This window comes from Micromonospora sp. RTBAU3-60, from assembly GCF_054963695.1.
The window spans coordinates 147,365-165,121 of record NZ_JBUEGB010000011.1; the positions used below are offsets into that span (position 1 = coordinate 147,365).

Here is a 17,757-nt window from a genome sequence, read left to right on the forward strand (position 1 = left end):
GCCGTCGACACGATCACGGAAGGCTGCCACGTGACCCGCTTCTCCGACCGGATCCGGATCCGCCGGGTCCGGCCCGCCCGAGGGCGTATCCTCACCGGGTTCGTCGCCGCGGTGGTGCTCACCGCCGGCTGCACGCTGCCGGCCCTCGCCCCGCGGACCGAGAGCCAGGGCTCGGTGGCGGCCCCGGGCACCGCCCCGACCTGGCGCGCCTGTCCCGAGGTCCCAGACGAGCTGGTCGGCCGGGGCGCGTCCGGCATGCGCTACGAGTGCGCCCGGATCGCCGTGCCTCGCAACTGGGGCAACGGGGCCGCCAGCGGCGCGACGGCCGGGCCCGGCGCCGGGGAGACCTTCGAGATCGCGCTCATCCGGATCCGGTCGAGCAAGCAGCACGACCGGATCGGCTCGCTGGTGGTCAACCCCGGCGGCCCGGGCGCCTCCGGCGTGGACACCGCCGTCTACCTCTCCTTCGGCCCCGCGTTCGGCGGGCTGCCGGCCGCCGTGACCGACCGCTTCGACATCGTCGGGTTCGACCCGCGCGGGGTGTCCCGGTCCAGCCCGGTCAAGTGCATCTCCGACGCCGACCTGGACGCCAGCTTCGGCTACGACCCCGATCCGCAGAGCCAGGCGTCGTTCGACGCGTGGACCGCGCTCAACCGGCGGATCGGCACCGGCTGCGGCACCAAATACGGTGACCAGCTGGCGCTCTACGGCACCGAGCAGGCCGCCCGGGACATGGACGCGGTGCGCGCGGCGGTCGGCGACGACAAGCTGACCTACCTCGGCTACTCGTACGGCACCCTGCTCGGCGCGGTGTACGCCCAGCTCTACCCGCAGCGGGTGCGGGCGCTGGTGCTCGACGGCGCGGTGGACCCGCAGCAGAAGCTCGTCGCCGGGTCGGAGAGCCAGGCGAAGGGCTTCGAGCGGGCCTTCGACAACTTCGCCCGCTGGTGCGCGGACAACGCCGGCCGCTGCCCGATCGCGCCGGACGCCCGGGGCGCCGTCACCAGCGCCATCGACAAGGCCAAGGTCTCCCCCGCGCGCAGCCGGGACGGCCGGGAGGCCACCGCGGGCTGGGTGTTCTACGCGGTCATCTCGTCCCTCTACACCGAGGCCGGCTGGCAGGAGCTGGCCCGGGCGATCGACGCCTTGCAGGGCGGCGACCCGACCGGGGTGTTCAAGCTCGCCGACGCGTACGCCGGCCGCGGCGACGACGGGCACTACTCGAACCTGTTCGACGCCAACATGGCGGTGAACTGCGCGGACGAGACCGAGAAGCCGAGCCCGCAGCAGATCCGCCAGCTCCAGTCGCAGTGGCGCGCGAAGTACCCGCTGTTCGGTCCGGCCCTCGCGGTGAGCATGTTCGGCTGCGTGGAGTGGCCCGGCGGGCGGGACCCGTACCCGACCGGCAAGGCGGTCGGCGCCCCGCCGATCGTGGTGGTCGGCACCACCGGCGACCCGGCCACGCCCTACGAGCAGACCGCCGCGCTGGCCTCCATGCTCGGCGTCGGGCGGGTGCTCACCTGGGAGGGCGAGGGGCACACGGCGTATCCGCAGACCGCCTGCATCACCGACGCCGTCGACGCGTACCTGGTCGCGCTGACCGTGCCCCGGGCCGGGCTGCGCTGCCCGGCCCGCTGACCACCGCAGATCGCCGGCTGTCGCTGTGCGAGGCTGCCGGCATGACCGGCGTGATCTTCCGGGAGGCGGTCCGCGCGGACCTGCCCGCCATCATCGCCCTGCTCGCCGACGACGTGCTGGGCAAGGCCCGTGACTTCACCGAGGTGGACGACGCGTACGAGAAGGCGTTCGCCGACGTCGACGCCGACCCGCGCAACCACCTGGTGGTCGCGGACGCCGGCGGTGAACTGGTCGGCTGCATGCAGATCACGTACATCCCGGGGCTGGGCCGGCACGGCGCCGAGCGGTCGCTGATCGAGGCGGTCCGGGTCCGCTCCGACCAGCGCGGCCGGGGGCTGGGCCGGCAGATGATGACCTGGGCCATCGACCAGGCCCGAGCGCGAGGCTGCGCGCTGGTGCAGCTCACCACCGACAAGACCCGCGCCGACGCGCACCGCTTCTATCGCAACCTCGGCTTCGTGGCCAGCCACGAGGGGATGAAGCTGGCGCTCTGACCCCGGCTCGCGGGCTGCGGCCGGACGACCGCTCCCCCACCCGAGGGAGCTGACTCCCCACCCTGCGGGATGATCGCCGGCGACCGGCACGGGCAGGGTGGACGGGCAGCCGACGAACGGGGAGTCAGATGTCCACTGCCGTCGCACCGGCCACCGCCCACCCGCGGGACGGCCGGCCCGCGCCCACCTGGGCGGTCCGCGCCGCCCACCTGATCCCGCTCGCCGTCCTGCCGTCCGGGCTGTGGCGGCTCGCCCTGGTCGCCGGAGTGCCGCTCGGTGCGTACGAGCACGGCGCGCCGGCCCGCACGCACGGCTGGGAGAGCGTGTACGTCGTCTCGCTGACCGTGGTCTCCGAGGCGCTGGCGCTGCTCAGTCTCGGCCTGGTCCGCCGGTGGGGCGAGGTGTTCCCCCGCTGGCTGCCGCTGGTGGGCGGGCGCCGGGTGCCGCCGCCGTTCGCGGTCACCGTCGCCACCGCCGGCGCCGTCGGGGTCACCCTCGTCTGGGCGTACGCGGCCTGGGGCATCATTGTGCGGGGCGGCATCCTGGGCTTTTCGCCGACCGGCTTCGCCCTGCTGCTGACCTGCTACGCCCCGCTGCTCCTCTGGGGCCCGCTGCTGCTGGCCGTCACCGTCGCCTACCACCGCCGCCGCTGCCGCGACTGACCGGCTGCCCGACGGGCAGGCCGAACGGCCCTGCTCGTGCCGGCGGCGCTGCCCGGTCCGCTGATGCACCGCGGTCCGCCCCGGACCGGCAGGCGCTCACTGGGTGCGGCTGGCCCGCTACGAACTTGATGACGTGGACCATTCACGTGAGCGATCGGTGCGTTGCGGGGATGAGCCGCTACGAACTTGATGACGTGGAGAAATCGGGGGAGCACCGCTCAAGGGCGAATGGCGGGCTGATCCGTTCACGTCATCAAGTTCGTAGTGGGTGACAGCGGACGTTTCTCGCGGTCGGCCGTCGTGCCCGGCGCCGACCCGCCGGCACGCCGGCCGTGCCTGCGGGCTTCCGCTGCGCGACGCCGGTGATGAGTCAGTCGGTGGCCAGGCGGCCGTCGCGGAGAGTGAGGACGCGGTCGGCCATCTCGATCAGGGCCGGGTCGTGCGTGGCGACCAGGGCGGTCATGCCCCGGGCGTGCACCACGGCCCGGAGCAGGTCCATGATCGACCGCCCGGTCTCCGAGTCCAGCTGGCCGGTCGGCTCGTCGGCGACCAGCAGGTCCGGCTCGTTCGCCAGGGCGCGGGCCACCGCCACCCGCTGCTGCTGCCCGCCGGACAGCTCATACGGGCGCTGCGCGGCGTGCCCGCCCAGCCCGACCAGCTCCAGCAGCACGGCCACCCGCTGCTCCCGCTCCGCGGCCGGCACCCTGGCCAGCCGCAGCGGCACCCCCACGTTCTCGGCCGCCGACAGGATCGGCACCAGGCCGAAGGTCTGGAAGACGAAGCCCACCGTGCCCCGGCGCAGCGCGAGCAGGTCCCGCTCGCTCGCGGCGGTCACGTCGTGCGCGGCCACCTGGACCCGCCCGCGGTCCGGCCGGTCCAGGCCGCCGACCAGGTTGAGCAGCGTGGTCTTGCCGGCGCCGGAGCGACCCCGGACCGCGACCAGCTCACCCCGCCCAGCAGAGAAGGAGACGTCCCGCACGGCGTGCACCGCGTGCTCGCCCCGCCCGAAGGTGCGGCTCACCGCCTCGACGCGGACCACGTCGTCGGTGGCGACGCGCGCCGGCGCCACGAACAGCTGCTCGCTCATGCCGCCACCTCGCTCCGCTCGGCGCCGGCACGAGGCACCACGACGCTGCACTGATGATTCGCTCGCTGACGCTCGCTCATGCCTGCTCCTTCTCGGTGTGCGCCCGGTCACCGGGCCGCACCTCGACGTGGTCGGGTTCCAGGTTCAGCCGGACCCGGTCGCGCAGCGACAACGCGTCCACGAAGGACGCCGGGAGCTGCATCCGGCCGGTCCGGTCGAGCACCGCGTACTCCTCGCTGACCAGCTCGGTGCTGCCGTCGGCGGCGACGCGGGCGGTGCGGCGTACCTCGGAGGAGGTGCGGCCGTCGCGGATCGCGACGGTCCGGCGGACCTGGCTGGCCACGGCGTGGTCGTGGGTGACCACCACGATGGTGACGCCCAGCTCGGCGTTGATGGTCCGCAGCGCGGCGAAGACCTCGGCACCGGTCGCCTCGTCCAGCTCACCGGTCGGCTCGTCGGCGAAGAGCACCTCCGGGTCGTTGGCCACCGCCACGGCGACGGCGCAGCGCTGCTGCTCGCCGCCGCTCATCTGGCTGGGCTTCCGGTCCGCGCAGTAGCCGACGCCGACCAGGTCCAGCAGCTCGCGGGCCCGTTCGCGCCGGGCCCGGCGGCCGCCGCCACGGCGCGCCAGGTGCATCGGCAGCTCGACGTTCTCCAGCGCGGTCAGGTACGGCAGCAGGTTCCGCCCGGTCTGCTGCCAGACGAAGCCGACCACCTGACGGCGGTAGGCGAGCCGACGCCGGTTCGACAGGGAGAGCAGGTCGTACTCGGCGACCCGGGCGATGCCGGCGGTGGGTGTGTCCAGCCCGGAGAGGATGTTCAGCAGGGTCGACTTGCCGGAGCCGGAGGCGCCCACGATCGCCACCAGCTCGCCCCGGTCGATGACCAGGTCGAGGCCCTGGAGGGCGACCACCTCCACGCCCTCGGTCTTGAAGATGCGCACCAGGCCGTCGCAGACGATGTGCCCGCGCAGCCGGTCCCGGCCGCCGGCCCGTTCGGCGGCGCGCTGCGCGGCGCGCTGCTGAAGGGCGGCCAGGTCCGGCACGGCGGACGCCTCGGCGATCGCTGTCATCTCAGCTCTCCTCTCCGAGCCGGAGCACCTCGCCGAGGCGCATCCGGCGGTTGTTCAGGGCCTCCACGGCGATCGCGAAGCCGAGGGCCAGCACGGCGAGGCCCAGCACGCCGGCCACCAGGCCGGGTTCGAAACGCGCCCGCACGGCGACGCCGCCGGTGAACGCGGGCAGGCCGAGCACCGGGGTGAGCAGCACCGGCAGCAACGCCCCGACCACCGCGCCGGTGAGCACCGACACCAGCACCAGCGGGGTCAGCTCGACCAGCAGCAGCCCGCGCCACTGCCGGCGGGACAGTCCCATGGTGCGCAGCCGGGACAGCACCTGCCCCCGGCCCCGCGCCCCGGCCAGCACCGCGAACGCGAGCGCGAGCAGGCCCAGTGCGCCGCCGCCGGCCGCACCCATGGTGAAGCCGAAGACCAGCAGCCCGTTCACCCCGCTGCCGCCCAGTTCGGCGCGGACCGCGGAGCGGGTACGCACCTCCGGCTGGCGGGGCCGCTCCCCGGCGGTGACCGCCCCGGTGCGCTGGTAGCGCTGCTGCCCCTCGTTGACCACCCGGGCCACTGCGGCCGGGTCCACCTGCTCCCCGGCCAGCACGAAACCGGTGGGGACCAGCGGATGCGGACCGTCGGCGGGCAGCGCCGGCCAGGGCAGCACCACGAACCGCTGCATGCTCCGGTCGATCAGCGGGAAGTCGGTGACCGTGGCGGCCGTGCGCACCGGCAGCCGGTTGCCCTGCACGTCCAGCCAGGCGGGCCGGCGACCCTGCGGATCGGCGAGCCCGGCGTCGGTGAACTCGTCGGCGAGCGCCGGGGAGACCAGCGCCGGCAGCGGCGTGGTGCCGTCGCTCGTGGCGCGCAGCGCGTCGGGGACGGTCACCGGTACGCCCGCGCGGCGGGCCACCTCGGCGAAGCGGGCGCCATCGACCAGCAGTACCCGGGTGTCGCCGACGCCGCCGAACCGGCCGGCCTGGTCGGCGTACGGGCGCACGTTGGGCTCGACCAGCAGCGGGGCGACCGCCCGTGCGCCGGGCAGCGCGGCCAGCGCCTCGGTGGTGTCCGGGGCGAACCGCTCCCCGTTGACCAGGACGTCCCCGGGGACGGCCCGGACGGCGGCCCGGTCCCGGCCGTTCTCGATGCCGGCCGCCACCACCCCGCAGAACGCGGCGGTGGCGACGGCGAGGACGACCACGACGAGCGGGCCGGTGGTGGCGGCCCGCCCGGCGCGGGCGGTACCGAGGAACGCGACGCTGCCCCGAGCCCGGGCGGTGAGCCGGCTGAGCAGCCGCAGCGGCCACGGATACGCGCGGAGCGCGACGAGCGCCGCGGCCACCGCCAGCAGCACCGGCACGGAGACCAGCAGCGGGTCCACCGATCCGTCGAGGGTGAGACCCCGGCGGCGCAACAGGAACGCGCCGAGCACGGCGACGCCGAGCACGGTCACCTCGACGGTGAGCCGAACGGTGGTGGACCGCGTGCTGATCAGGTCGGCCCGGCCGGCGCCGCCCCGTGCGGCGGTCAGCGCGACGAGCGGCGGGAGCAGGGTGACCAGCAGCGCGACGAGCAGCACCCAGCGCAGCTCCGTGCCCTGCCCGGGAAGCAGGCCGGCCAGCAGCCAGCCGCCGCCCGCCGCGGCCGGCAGCACCAGCACCGACTCGGCGAGCCCGCGGCCCAGCACGGTGCCGGTCGAACCGCCCCGGGCCCGCAGCAGCACGTACTCGGCGCGGCGTCGGCGCGCCGCCAGGCGGGCAGCGAGCAGCGTCAGCCCGGCCAGCGTGGCGAGCAGCCCGGCCGCGATGATCGCGAGCAGCGTACGGGCGGCGGCGAGCGATTCGGCGAACCGCCGCAGCGGGATGTCGACCCCCTGGGTGAAGCTGAGCCCGGACGGCTTGGGGGTCCGGTCGAGGCTGCTCAACCCGTCGATCAGCGCGTTGAGCTGGGCCGGGGTGAGGCGGTCCGGTGCGATCCGGTAGCGCCAGCCGAAGCTGACCGGCCAGCCGGCCTCGGCCAACGTGGCCACGCCTTCGGCAGAGGTCACTCCGGCCAGCAGGAACGGTTGTCCGTCCCCCTCGGGCTCGCCGAGCCGCAGCAACGAGGGAAGCGCGTCCCAGATCCCGCCCTGCGTGTCGACCGGTCGGAACACCCCGACCAGGGTGATGTTCTGGCGCCTGATCGGCGCGCCGTTGCTGTCCAGGATGGAGAGCGTGAACCGGTTGCCGACGCGCAGTCCGAGCCGGCCGGCGACCGGGTCGGCGAGGGCCACCTCGACCGAGCGGTCGGCGGGCTTGCCCGGGGCGGGCCACCGGCCATCGACCAGGGCCGCCGCGTCCTCGATTCCGCTCACCGTCCGCACGCTGAGATCGATCAGCCCCTTGTCGGCGGTCAACGCCGGTCCCCTCAGCCGGGCGAACGAGGTCTGCGCGGTGAACCACCGCTGGCCGATCACCCGCTGCACGACGGGCGGCATCCGCTCCTGGAAGGTGTCCAGGTCGGCCGCCCGGCCGGCGAGTACCTCCCGGCTCCCGGACCGGATCTGCACCTCCGTTGTCTGGTAGGTCAGGTCGCGGCGGGCCACCGGCTGGGCCGCCACGTACTCCCGCAGCCCCTGTCCGGTGAGCCGGTCGGCCAGACGCGGCACCGCCGTGATCAGCAGGGCGGTGACCAGGGTCAGCACCGCGAGGAGGAGGAAATGCCCTCCGTACGCCCGGACCCGCCGGGCCACCCTGAACAGACTCATCGTTCTCCCCCGATCCGCAGCTGCACGGCGGCCACCCGCTGGCGGATGCCGGTGGTGATGACGGCGGCGAAGGCCAGCGCGACGAGCAGCAGCCCGGCCGCGGTCAGGCCGATCGGCGTCCACGGCATCGTGAAGACCGCCTCCGGCACCGGCCGGCCGGCGGCCGGGGTGAGGATCACCAGCGGCACCATGGTGGCCGCGACCCCGGCCCCGACCAGCAGCCCGACGCCGACCCCGATGCCGGCCAGGAAGGCCTGCTCGGCGAGGAGGGCCCGGGCCAGCAGCCCGGCGTTCGCGCCCAGCGTGTTCAGCACGGCGAACTCGGTCAGCCGGTGCCGGGTGGTGGCCCAGACGTCCACGGCGAGACCGACCAGGGCGAGCAGCACCGACCCGAGCGCGGCAGCGAGCAGCCCCACCCGGGCACCCCGCCAGTACGGGTCCTGAGCCGCCTCCGCCGCCACCTGGCGCCGGTCGAGCAGGGTGGTCCCGGGCAGCGCGGCGAGGGCCTCCGCCGCGTTGGCGTGGCCGCTGTCGTCGGTGCGCAGCCACCACTCGACCGTCGACCGGACCGTGCCCTGCTGACGTAGCAGCAGGCTGGTGGCGCCGGGCAGGTCCAGCAGCACTCCGTCGCCGACGGTGCCGGGGACGGCCTTGACCTGCCCGACCACCGTCACCGGCAGGGAGACCCCGGACAGCGACAGGGTGACCGTGTCGCCGGTCCGGACGTCCAGCGCCGCGGCGGCGCCGGGCGTGACCAGCGCCGGCACGGGCGGGTCGTCCCCGACGGGCACCACGGCGATCCAGGCCGACGGCGCGCTGATGAACTCCCGGAGGCCCTCCGGCACCACGAACTGCCGGGTGGCGTCGACCGAGCCCCCGTCGACCCGGGCCGCCGCCTGCGCCCCCTCCTCGCCGCTGATCCGCCACCCGCCGTCGAGGGCCAGTGGCCGGCTGCCGCCGGTGGCGTCGGTGAGCCGGAGTCCGTCGATCCGTAGCCGGTAGCTCTCGCCGACCGCCTCGCCGCCGTCGGCCTCGAACCCGGCCAGCCGCAACGGGACGCCGCCGGTGTCGGGCAGCGGCACGGAGAAGGGCACCGGCCGCCCGTCGCCCTCGGCGACCGCCAGCGGCAGCCGCCAGGCCGTGCCGGAGTCGGTGGTGAGCAGCGCGGCCACGGACACCTTCGGCACCTCGAACCGCGTCTCGACCGGGGTGCGGACGGTGCCGGCGAGCGCCCGCGCGCCGGCCGGAAGGGCGGTCCCCGCGGGCGCGACCCGCTTGCGGGCCAGCCGGTCGAGCAGCGCGTCAGCGGACGCCCCGCCGGCGGCGTCGTCGAGCCGGAGCATCCCGGTCGCGCCGACGGCGTCCAGGCTCACCACGGTCGCCTCCCGGTTGTCGCGGCCGAGCCGCACGTCGTCGCGCCAGGCTGGCAGCACCCGGTCCAGCCCGGGCACGGCGGCCAGTCGGCCTGCCCGGTCGGCCGGGGCGCTGCCGCTCCGTTCGACCAGCCGCAGGTCGGTGCCGACGGTGTGCTGGGCCTGGTCCCGCTGCGACCGTTCCCAGGAGGCGACCAGCGACCAGGCGAGCGTGCTCCCGCCGACGGCGAGGGCGAGCAGCAGCACCGGCCCGGCGTGCGGCCGGCGGCCGGCCTGCCACATGCCGAACATGGTGGCCGTCCACGGCCGCCGGTCGACGAACCGCTCGGCGACCCGGGTCGCCGGGGGGAGCAGCCGCAGCGCCACCACCGCGCCGGCCAGCACCCCGATGGTGGGCGCGGCGGCGAGCAGCGGGTCGATGCCGAGCCGTCCGCCGGCCCCGGCCAGCGGCGACGAGTACTGCCGGAGCTGGGTCCAGGCGAGCACGGCGAGGGCGACGAGGGCCAGGTCGACGCTGGCCCGCTGCACCGCCGCGCCCCGGGTCGGGCGGGACCGGGCCGCCATGTCGGCGACGTAGGTGCCGGCCCGGCGCAGCGCGGGCACCACCATGGCGAGCAGGCAGCCGACCGCGGCAGCGACCGCGACCACCCAGACCTGGGCGAGGCCGCCGTCGGCCAGCCGCAGGTCGGCGCCGAGCCGGTGTACGGCCTGCCCGGTCAGCGGCGGAGCGAGCAGCAGGGCCGGCGCCACCACCAGGGTCGCCTCCCGGACGGCGAGACCGGCGAGCTGGCCGCGGGCGGCGCCCCGGGCGCGCAGCAGCGCGGTCTGCGCGCGCCGGTCCTCGTTGAGCAGCGCGGCGACCAGCACCAGCGCGTACCCGCCGAGCACCACGATCAGCAGCAGCGGGGTGAGCAGGGCGGACCGGCCCACCAGGTCGGCCCGACTGAGCCGGTCGATCAGCTGGTCCAGCTTGCTGACGGCCTGCGCGGAGGAGCCGAGGCCGGTGCTCTCGGGGATCTTCGCCGAGATGGTGGCGACGGCGGTCTTGACCGACGCCAGCCGGCTCGGCTCGACCCGCGCGAGGTCGGGCTGCGCCAGCCAGGACGCGGAGACCGAGCCGGGGAAGGTACGGGCGAAGTCCGCCGGGTCCAGCGCGAACGGCCCGTACGAGGTGACCGTGCCCGGGTCGCCCTCGCCCACCCCGGGAGCCAGCCGCCAGTACGCCTCGGCCGGGTCACGCGGTCGCCAGATGCCGGCGACCACCACGGCGCCGGCCCGCTCGGCGCTGCGGTCGTAGAGCGGCACCCGGTCGCCGGTGCGCAGTCCGAGCTGGCCGGCGACCTTCTCCGGCAGCGTCACCTGCAGCGGCGTCGCCCCCGGCGTCGGCCACGACCCGGCGGTGAGCTGGGCGTGCGCGGCCAGGTCCTCGAGGGTGCCGAGGTTGGCGAAGACCGGGTCGTCGCCGACCCGGACAGCGCCGAGATCCCCGGTCAGCTCCCGCCCGGTGCCGTAGCGGGCCGCGGCGACGGTGGCCGGCGCCTCGCCCAGGCCGGCAGCGAACTGGCCGCGGACCGCCCGGTCCCGCTCGGCGTACGCGGCCGCGTCCGGGCCACCGGAACCGCTGATCAGCAGGCTGCGCTCCTCGGCCGGGGCGGCGTCGAGCACCGCCCGCGCCCCGGCGTCGACGGCCCGCCGGTTGTAGTCGGAGAGCCCGGTGACCAGCGCCACCGCGACCAGGGCCGCGACGGCGGCGGCGAGCAGCAGCCCGCGCGCCTCGACGGCCCGCCTCCACACCAACTTCATCCGACGCCCTCCCCTGGCCCCCGTTGGGCCGATGAAAAGGAAGAGCGGTCGAGGGGCGGGAAAGGTTCGCGCCCGTTACATGATCGTTATCTGGCGCGGAAGGGCTGACCTGACAGCGGCCTGCTTCGATGGCGCCATGGTTACCGAGATCCTGCTCGCCATAATTCTGCTGCTGCTCGTGGTGCAGTTCGCCGGGAGCCGGCAGCGCACCCCCACGGACTATCGGCTGGCGGAGATCGAGCGCCGGCTCGACCTGGTCATGGCGCACCTGGGCGTGACCGACCCCGGATCCGAGCTGCCCGAGGTGCGGGCGCACCTGGCCCGGGGCGAGACGATCAAAGCGATCGCGGCGTACCGCCGGGCGACGGGCGCGGACCTACGCACCGCCAAGGCCGCGGTGGAGGCGCTCGCAGGCCAGCACTGAGTGGTCAGCTCCGCGGCCGGTCGCGGTCCTTGGAGGGCTGCACCCGCTTCGGCTCGCCCGGCATCTTCGGGTATTCCGGCGGGTACGGCAGGTCGCCCTGCCCGGCCGCGGCGTCCCGCTCGGCCCACTCCAGCAGCGGGCTGATGTCCCACTGGGCGTCGTCGATGCCGGCGTGCGGGTCACCCCGCTCGGCCAGCCGGGCCGGCACGCTGCGCAGGTCGAAGTCGTCCGGGTCCACCTGGGTCAGCTCGTCCCAGTCGACCGGGGTGGAGACGGTGGCCCGCCCGTTGGCGCGCAGCGAGTACGCGCAGGCGATGGTCCGGTCCCGGGCCATCTGATTGAAGTCCACGAACACCCGGCTGCCGCGCTGCTCCTTCCACCATGCGGTGGTGACCAGCTCGGGGCGGCGGCGTTCCAGCTCCCGGGCCAGCGCGATGGTGGCCCGGCGCACCTCGACGAACGTCCAGCGCGGCTGGATGCGCAGGTAGACGTGCACGCCCCGGCCGCCGGAGGTCTTCGGCCAGCCGGGCACCCCCAGCTCGTCCAGCAGCGCCCGCAGCTCACCGGCGGCGGTGACCGCGTCGGCGAAGTCGGTGCCGGGCTGCGGGTCCAGGTCGATCCGCAGCTCGTCGGGGCGGTCGACGTCGGCGGCGCGGACCGGCCACGCGTGGAAGACCACGGTGCCCATCTGCGCGGCCCAGGCCACGTGGGCCAGGTCGGCCGGGCAGAGCTCCGCCGCCTTCCGGCCGCTGGGGAAGCTGATCTCCGCGGTCTGGATCCACGGGGGTACGCCCCGGGCCGGCACCCGCTTCTGGAAGAACATCTCCCCCTCGATGCCCTCGGGGAAGCGTTGCAGCGTGGTGGGCCGGTCGCGCAGGGCGCGCATGATCCCCTCGCCGACCGACAGGTAGTAGTGGAAGACGTCCGCCTTGGTGAAGCCGCGCTGCGGGAAGATGACCCGGTCCGGGCTGCTCAGCCGGACGGTGTGCCCGGCGACCTCGATCTCCTCGGCTGCGGCCTTGGTGCCAGCCATTGGGCGACCATATGCGATGCCAGTGACACCCGACGTACCGTTGACCGGTGAGTCTTTCCGAGAGCGAACTGCCCACCACCGAGGAAGAGTGGCGGGTCCGGCTGAGTCCCGAGGAGTTCCGGGTGCTCCGCGAGCACGGCACCGAGCGGCCGTGGACCGGCGAGTACGTCGACACCAAGACCCCCGGCGTCTACCACTGCCGGGCCTGCGGGGCGGAGCTGTTCCGCAGCGAGGACAAGTTCGACTCGCACTGCGGCTGGCCCAGCTTCGACGACGCGATCCCCGGAGCGGTGAAGGAGATTCCCGACAACACCCTCGGCATGCGGCGTACGGAGATCCGCTGCGCGCGGTGCGACAGCCATCTTGGGCACGTCTTCGAGGGCGAGGGCTTCACCCCCAGGGACATCCGGCACTGCGTGAACTCGGTCTCGATCCGGCTGGAGCCGAAGCAGGGCTGAGGGGCCGCCCGGTGGCGCCGGGCGCTCAGAGCAGCAGCCGGCGGCCCCGCTCGTCGACCGCGTCGGCGGACTCGTCGTCCAGCCAGACACCGCCGGTGGCGAGATAGCGGAAGTGGTGCTCGCCGGGGCCGAGCCGGACGGTAACCGTCCGGGTGCCGTCCCGGCGGGGCACCAGCTCGTGCCGGCCGGGCTCCCAGTCGTTGAAGCAGCCGACCACGCTCACCGCGCCGGCCGGGGTGTCCCGCGGCAGGCAGAAGGTGACCCGGGTCTGGGTGCCGAAGAGCTTGTTGCGCTTGATCACGTGGTCCTCCGGGGGTGCCGGGGCGGTCACCAGGCCTAACGTCCGACACGCCGGGAGCGACTCGCCGTCGAGCCGGACCAGATTCCCCGATTCCGGTTGCCCGCCTGTGTCGCTTGCTCGACGCTGGGGTGACGTGTCCATATCGGGGGGATTTGTAATGGCTACCTGCGAGGTATGCGGTAACGACTACTGGGGGGCGTTCGAGGTCCGCACGGCCAGCGGGGCGGTGCACACCTTCGACTCCTTCGAGTGCGCCATCCACCGGATGGCGCCGATCTGCGAGCACTGCCAGATCAAGATCGCCGGCCATGGCGTCGAGGTCAACGGCCGCTTCTTCTGCTGCGCCCACTGCGCCCGCGCCGTCGAGGGCGCCCAGGGCGCCGAGGTACGCGACGCGGTGGGCGCCCGCCCGTCCTGACGTGAGGGAAGGGCCGCTGTTAATGCCTTCGGTTGTACAGGACCCTCCTAGCTCGTAAGTGAGCGGTAAGGGTCACGGCTGCTCGGTCCTGGTTAGCATCCCGCCATGCCCGCCACCAGATCGGCGCTGCTGCCGCTCACGCTGACCACCGTTCTCGCCCTTGCCGGTTGCGCGGGGGCGGAACGCTCGACCGACGACGCCGCCCCGGCCGGCTCCGCACCGGCCACCTCCGCTCCGACGCCCACCGGTACGGTCGCCGCCACGCCGACGGGCACGACCGCGCCGGTGCCGGCCACGCTGGACTTCACCGCGCGCACCATCGACGGCGGGCAGTTCACCGGCGGCAGCCTCGCGGGCAAGCCAGCCGTGCTGTGGTTCTGGGCGGCCTGGTGCACCCGCTGCCGGGGCGTCGCCGACGACGTGGCCGCGGTGCGGCGGGACAACGCGAGCCGGATCAACCTGATCGGCGTGGCCGGGCTGGGCAGCGGCGCGGACGCGATGCGGCGGTTCGCCCGGGACACCGGCATCGCGGCCTTCCCGAACCTGGCCGACGACGACGGCACGGTCTGGCGCCGGTTCGGCGTCAGCACCCAGGAGTGGTACGTGCTGCTCGACTCCGCAGGCAAGGTGGTGCACTCCGGGGCGCTGTCCCAGGCCGAGCTGCGCCGGCGGGTGGCGGAGCTGTCCTGACATGCCCGACGCCCCCTACGGTCTCGCCCTCGCCGCCGGCCTGCTCGCCGCCGTGAACCCGTGCGGGTTCGCGCTGCTGCCCGCGTACCTGTCGGTGCTGGTGCTCGGCGACGGCGTGGCGGCGGGCCGCGGACCGCTCGCGCCGGTAGGCCGGGCCCTGGCCCTGACCGGCGCGATGACCCTCGGCTTCGTCGCGGTTTTCGGCGCGTTCGGCCTGCTCGCCGGGCCCGCCGCGGACGCCGTCGCGCGCCGCCTGCCGTGGGTGTCGGTGCTGATCGGGGTGGCGCTGGTGGCGGCCGGCGGCTGGCTGCTCGCCGGTCGGCAGCTGCCGGCCCTCACCCCACGACCGGCGGCCGGCCCGACGGTCCGGGCACGGTTCGGCTCAATGGCGCTCTTCGGGGTGGCTTACGCAGTGGCGTCGCTCGGCTGCACGGTCGGCCCGTTCCTCGCCGTGGTGGTGGCGGGCTTCCGGGCCGGCAGCCCGGCCGCGGGGGCCGGCCTCTTCGTGGCGTACGCCCTCGGCATGGGGCTCGCGGTCGGCGCGGCGGCCCTCGCCGTCGCGCTGGCCCGCGAGTCGCTGATCCGGCGCACCCGGCGGGCCGCGCCGCTGCTCGGCCGGCTCGCCGGCCTGCTGCTCGTGCTCACCGGCGGTTACGTGGCCTGGTACGGCTGGTACGAGGTGCGGCTGTTCGCCGGCGGCGACGCCGACGACCCGGTGATCGCCGCCGCCGGTCGGGTGCAGGGCGCGGTGAGCGGCTGGTTGGCCGGGCTGGGCCCGTGGGCCGTCGCCGCGATCGTCGCCGCGCTGCTCGGCGCGGCGGCCGCTGGCACCCTGGCCCGCCGGCGGGCGGCCACTGTCCGGGCCGGTGCCGCCGAGGTCACCCCCGCCCCGGCCGGGCGCGGCGGCGAGCCGGGCGCGACCTAACATCGCGGGATGCCGTCACCGATCGAGTCGCACGTCGCCACCTTCGCCGAACTGGACGCCCGCACCTTCCACGACCTGCTCCGGCTGCGCATCGACGTGTTCGTGGTGGAGCAGAACTGCCCGTACCCGGAGCTGGACGGCCGGGACGTCGAACCCGGCACCCGGCACCTCTGGCTGACCCGGGACGGCGCGGTGGTGGCGTACCTGCGGATCCTGACCGACGAGGACGGCGTGGCGCGGATCGGCCGGGTGATGGTGGCGCCCGCGGCCCGCGGCACGGGCCTGGCCGGCCGGCTGATGACCGAGGCGCTGGCCCTGGTCGGCGCAGGTCCGTGCGTGCTGGAGGCGCAGACCCACCTGGTCGACTTCTACGCCGGCCACGGCTTCGCAGTCAGCGGCCCCGGGTACGTGGAGGACGGCATCCCGCACACCCCGATGCGCCGGGAGGGCCGGCCGGCCGCCTGACGCCACGGCCTACGTGTTAGTAGGGGGCCCCTGCACAACGCGAGGCGTTAACCGGGGCCCCTTCCTGTCAGGGCAGGCAGGTGACGATGTCGGCGATGGGCCGGCGGCGGCCGGTGTAGAAGGGGACCTCCTCGCGCACGTGCCGCCGGGCCCGGGCGGCCCGCAGGTCCCGCATCAGGTCGACGATCCGGTGCAGCTCGTCGGCCTCGAAGGCGAGCATCCACTCGTAGTCGCCGAGGGCGAACGAGGCCACCGTGTTGGCCCGCACGTCCGGGTAGCCGCGGGCCATCCGGCCGTGCTCGGCCAGCATCTCGCGCCGCTCGGCGTCGGGCAGCAGGTACCACTCGTACGAGCGGACGAACGGGTAGACGCAGAGGTAGGCCCGGGCCTCCTCGCCGGCCAGGAACGCCGGGATGTGGCTCTTGTTGAACTCGGCCGGCCGGTGCAGCGCCATCTGCGACCAGACCGGGGTGAGCGCCCGGCCCAGCGTGGTCCGGCGGAACCGCAGGTACGCGTCCTGGAGCGCGTCGCTGGACGAGGAGTGCCACCAGATCATCAGGTCGGCGTCGGCGCGCAGGCCGGCCACGTCGTACGTGCCCCGGATGGTCACGTCCTTGCCGGCCAGCTCGGTGAAGAGGGACTCGACCTCGTCGACGACGTTCTCGCGCAGCGACGGGAGGGGGCTGGTCGCCCGGTACACCGACCACATGGTGTAGCGGATGCTCTCGTTGAGCTCCCGCAGCCGCGCCGCGTTGGTCTGCTCGGTCATGCTGCCGATCCTCCCAGTGCTGTGATGATCTCTTCGGCCGCCGTCTCGCCGGAGCGGACGCAGACCGGAATGCCGACGCCGTCGTAGCCGGCCCCGGCCAGGGCCAGCCTCGGGTGGGCGGCGCGCAGGCGCGTCCGGACCTCCGCCACCCGCGCGCCGTGGCCGGGGGTGTACTGCGGCAGGGCCCCGCCCCACCGCTGCACGTGCCGGGCGACCAGGGCGGGCAGCGGGGTGCCCAGCACCTTCGACAGCTCCCGGTGCACGGCGGTGACCAGGTCGTCGTCGGTGAGCTGGAGCGAGGCCTCCTCCCCGTACCGACCGACCGAGGCGCGCAGCAGGGCGAGCCCGTCGGGTCGGCGCAGGTGCCCCCACTTCGTGGTGAAGAAGGTGGCCGCCTTGATCAGCAGGCCCTCGGTGGCCGGCACCAGGAAGCCGGAGAGCTCCGGCAGCTCCGGCGCGGGCAGGGCCATGGTGACCAGGGCCACGCTGGCGTAGTCCAGCCCGCCGACGGTGGCGGCCACCTCGGGCGCCGGGCCGGCGAGCAGCCGGGCGGCCGGGCGGGCCGGCACGGCGAGCAGCACCGCGTCCGCCTCGACGTGCTCAGGTTCGCGGGTGGGGCCGACGGTGAGGCGCCACCCGGCCGACGTCTGGTGCAGCTCGCGCACCGCCGCGTCCCGGCGGATCGTCGCGCCGCTCTCCCGCGCCGCCGCCTCGACCAGCACGCTCAGCCCGCCGGCCAGGGTGCCGAAGACCGGCGCGCCGGGAATGCGGGGTGCGGCCGCCTGCGCGGCCCGGACCGCGCCGACCAGGGTGTGCTCGACCCGGGCCGCGCGGGCCAGCGCCGGCATGGTGGTGACCAGGGACAGGCCGTCGGCCCGGCCCGCGTAGACGCCGCCGAGCATCGGGTCGACCAGCCGGTCCACCACCTCGTCGCCGAACCGCTCGCGGACCAGCGTGCCGACCGCGACGTCGACGTCCGGGTCGAGCAGCGGGCGGCCGACGTCCCGGTCGGCGTCCGCCGCCGGCCGCGCCACCGCCGCCACCTTCGCCAGGTCCCCGGGTACGCCGACCAGCGTCCCGCCGGGGACCGGGCGCAGCCCGCCGTCGACGACCAGCGCGGCCTGCCCGACGGTCGGGTGCACGATCCGGTCGGTCAGTCCGAGCCGGTGGATCAGGCTGACCGCGGCCGACTCCCCGCCGGCCGGGTCGCGCATCAGGAAGGACTCGGCACCGAACTCGACGGGCTGCCCGGCCAGCTCACCGGTGCGCAGCTTGCCACCGAGCAGGCCGGACTGCTCGTACACGGTGACCTCGGTGCCGGCGGGGGCGCGGTCGCGCAACCGGACGGCGGCGGCCAGCCCGGTGACGCCGCCACCGACGATCGCCACCCGCCACGGTCGCGCCATGGTCC

The 17,757-nt window shown here is 75.2% G+C and carries 17 protein-coding genes; 9 read left to right on the forward strand and 8 right to left on the reverse strand.

All coding sequences use genetic code 11. The features are described 5' to 3' along the window. Nucleotides 1-57: 57 nt before the first annotated feature. The 3 genes from ACY34I_RS13845 (at nt 58) to ACY34I_RS13855 (ending at nt 2,794) form a co-directional block, all read left to right on the forward strand. Nucleotides 58-1,638 (forward strand): alpha/beta hydrolase, encoded by a 1,581-nt coding sequence (locus ACY34I_RS13845; RefSeq protein WP_462755475.1) that lies wholly within the window; start codon nt 58-60, stop codon nt 1,636-1,638. Between the two features lie 41 nt (nt 1,639-1,679). Then, entirely contained in the window at nt 1,680-2,132 is a 453-nt protein-coding gene (locus ACY34I_RS13850) for a GNAT family N-acetyltransferase (protein WP_148795267.1), read from the forward strand. A gap of 128 nt (nt 2,133-2,260) precedes the next feature. Then, the gene (locus ACY34I_RS13855; RefSeq protein ID WP_462755381.1) at nt 2,261-2,794 is read left to right on the forward strand and encodes a hypothetical protein; all 534 of its coding nucleotides are present in this window, start codon (nt 2,261-2,263) and stop codon (nt 2,792-2,794) included. A gap of 370 nt (nt 2,795-3,164) precedes the next feature. Here ACY34I_RS13855 and ACY34I_RS13860 read toward each other — a convergent pair whose 3' ends face one another. The 4 genes from ACY34I_RS13860 to ACY34I_RS13875 all read right to left on the reverse strand — a co-directional run bounded on the left by ACY34I_RS13860 (nt 3,165) and on the right by ACY34I_RS13875 (nt 10,863). Continuing rightward, the gene (locus ACY34I_RS13860; RefSeq protein WP_462755383.1) at nt 3,165-3,881 is read right to left on the reverse strand and encodes an ABC transporter ATP-binding protein; all 717 of its coding nucleotides are present in this window, start codon (nt 3,879-3,881) and stop codon (nt 3,165-3,167) included. Nucleotides 3,882-3,957: 76 nt separating this feature from the next. After that, nucleotides 3,958-4,953, reverse strand: a complete 996-nt coding sequence (locus tag ACY34I_RS13865; RefSeq protein WP_462755386.1) for an ABC transporter ATP-binding protein — start codon at nt 4,951-4,953, stop codon at nt 3,958-3,960. A 1-nt stretch (nt 4,954) separates the two neighbouring features. Next, a complete protein-coding gene (locus ACY34I_RS13870; protein ID WP_462755388.1) occupies nt 4,955-7,687 on the reverse strand; it encodes an FtsX-like permease family protein in 2,733 nt (910 codons plus the stop codon). Then, complete coding sequence (locus ACY34I_RS13875; protein WP_462755390.1) at nt 7,684-10,863, reverse strand: FtsX-like permease family protein; 3,180 nt, start codon at nt 10,861-10,863, stop codon at nt 7,684-7,686. The genes ACY34I_RS13870 and ACY34I_RS13875 overlap by 4 nt, the downstream gene beginning before the upstream one ends. Before the next feature lie 136 nt (nt 10,864-10,999). On the opposite strand from ACY34I_RS13875, the gene ACY34I_RS13880 reads away from it, so the two are divergent. Continuing rightward, complete coding sequence (locus tag ACY34I_RS13880) at nt 11,000-11,287, forward strand: hypothetical protein (RefSeq protein ID WP_462755392.1); 288 nt, start codon at nt 11,000-11,002, stop codon at nt 11,285-11,287. A 4-nt stretch (nt 11,288-11,291) separates the two neighbouring features. Here the strand turns inward: ACY34I_RS13880 and ligD are convergent, their stop codons facing one another. Next, a complete protein-coding gene (gene ligD, locus ACY34I_RS13885) occupies nt 11,292-12,320 on the reverse strand; it encodes a non-homologous end-joining DNA ligase (RefSeq protein WP_462755394.1) in 1,029 nt (342 codons plus the stop codon). 47 nt (nt 12,321-12,367) lie between these two features. On the opposite strand from ligD, the gene msrB reads away from it, so the two are divergent. After that, nucleotides 12,368-12,778, forward strand: coding sequence for a peptide-methionine (R)-S-oxide reductase MsrB (msrB, locus tag ACY34I_RS13890; RefSeq protein WP_148795280.1), 411 nt, complete (start codon nt 12,368-12,370; stop codon nt 12,776-12,778). Between the two features lie 25 nt (nt 12,779-12,803). Here msrB and ACY34I_RS13895 read toward each other — a convergent pair whose 3' ends face one another. Beyond that, complete coding sequence (locus ACY34I_RS13895; protein WP_462755477.1) at nt 12,804-13,079, reverse strand: isoamylase early set domain-containing protein; 276 nt, start codon at nt 13,077-13,079, stop codon at nt 12,804-12,806. Between the two features lie 157 nt (nt 13,080-13,236). On the opposite strand from ACY34I_RS13895, the gene ACY34I_RS13900 reads away from it, so the two are divergent. The 4 genes from ACY34I_RS13900 to ACY34I_RS13915 all read left to right on the forward strand — a co-directional run bounded on the left by ACY34I_RS13900 (nt 13,237) and on the right by ACY34I_RS13915 (nt 15,577). Next, the gene (locus ACY34I_RS13900) at nt 13,237-13,497 is read left to right on the forward strand and encodes a Prokaryotic metallothionein (protein WP_073835399.1); all 261 of its coding nucleotides are present in this window, start codon (nt 13,237-13,239) and stop codon (nt 13,495-13,497) included. Nucleotides 13,498-13,602: 105 nt separating this feature from the next. After that, the gene (locus ACY34I_RS13905) at nt 13,603-14,187 is read left to right on the forward strand and encodes a redoxin domain-containing protein (RefSeq protein ID WP_462755397.1); all 585 of its coding nucleotides are present in this window, start codon (nt 13,603-13,605) and stop codon (nt 14,185-14,187) included. A gap of 1 nt (nt 14,188) precedes the next feature. Continuing rightward, on the forward strand, nt 14,189-15,112 hold the full coding sequence (locus ACY34I_RS13910) for a cytochrome c biogenesis CcdA family protein (protein WP_462755399.1): 924 nt from the start codon (nt 14,189-14,191) through the stop codon (nt 15,110-15,112). A gap of 9 nt (nt 15,113-15,121) precedes the next feature. Further along, the gene (locus tag ACY34I_RS13915; protein WP_462755401.1) at nt 15,122-15,577 is read left to right on the forward strand and encodes a GNAT family N-acetyltransferase; all 456 of its coding nucleotides are present in this window, start codon (nt 15,122-15,124) and stop codon (nt 15,575-15,577) included. Between the two features lie 67 nt (nt 15,578-15,644). On the opposite strand, the gene hemQ is transcribed toward ACY34I_RS13915, so the two are convergent. Together hemQ and hemG are read right to left on the reverse strand one after the other, a co-directional pair. After that, complete coding sequence (gene hemQ / locus ACY34I_RS13920; protein ID WP_462755403.1) at nt 15,645-16,346, reverse strand: hydrogen peroxide-dependent heme synthase; 702 nt, start codon at nt 16,344-16,346, stop codon at nt 15,645-15,647. Then, a complete protein-coding gene (gene hemG, locus ACY34I_RS13925) occupies nt 16,343-17,752 on the reverse strand; it encodes a protoporphyrinogen oxidase (RefSeq protein WP_462755405.1) in 1,410 nt (469 codons plus the stop codon). Before hemG ends, hemQ begins: the two co-directional genes overlap by 4 nt. Nucleotides 17,753-17,757: the final 5 nt, after the last annotated feature.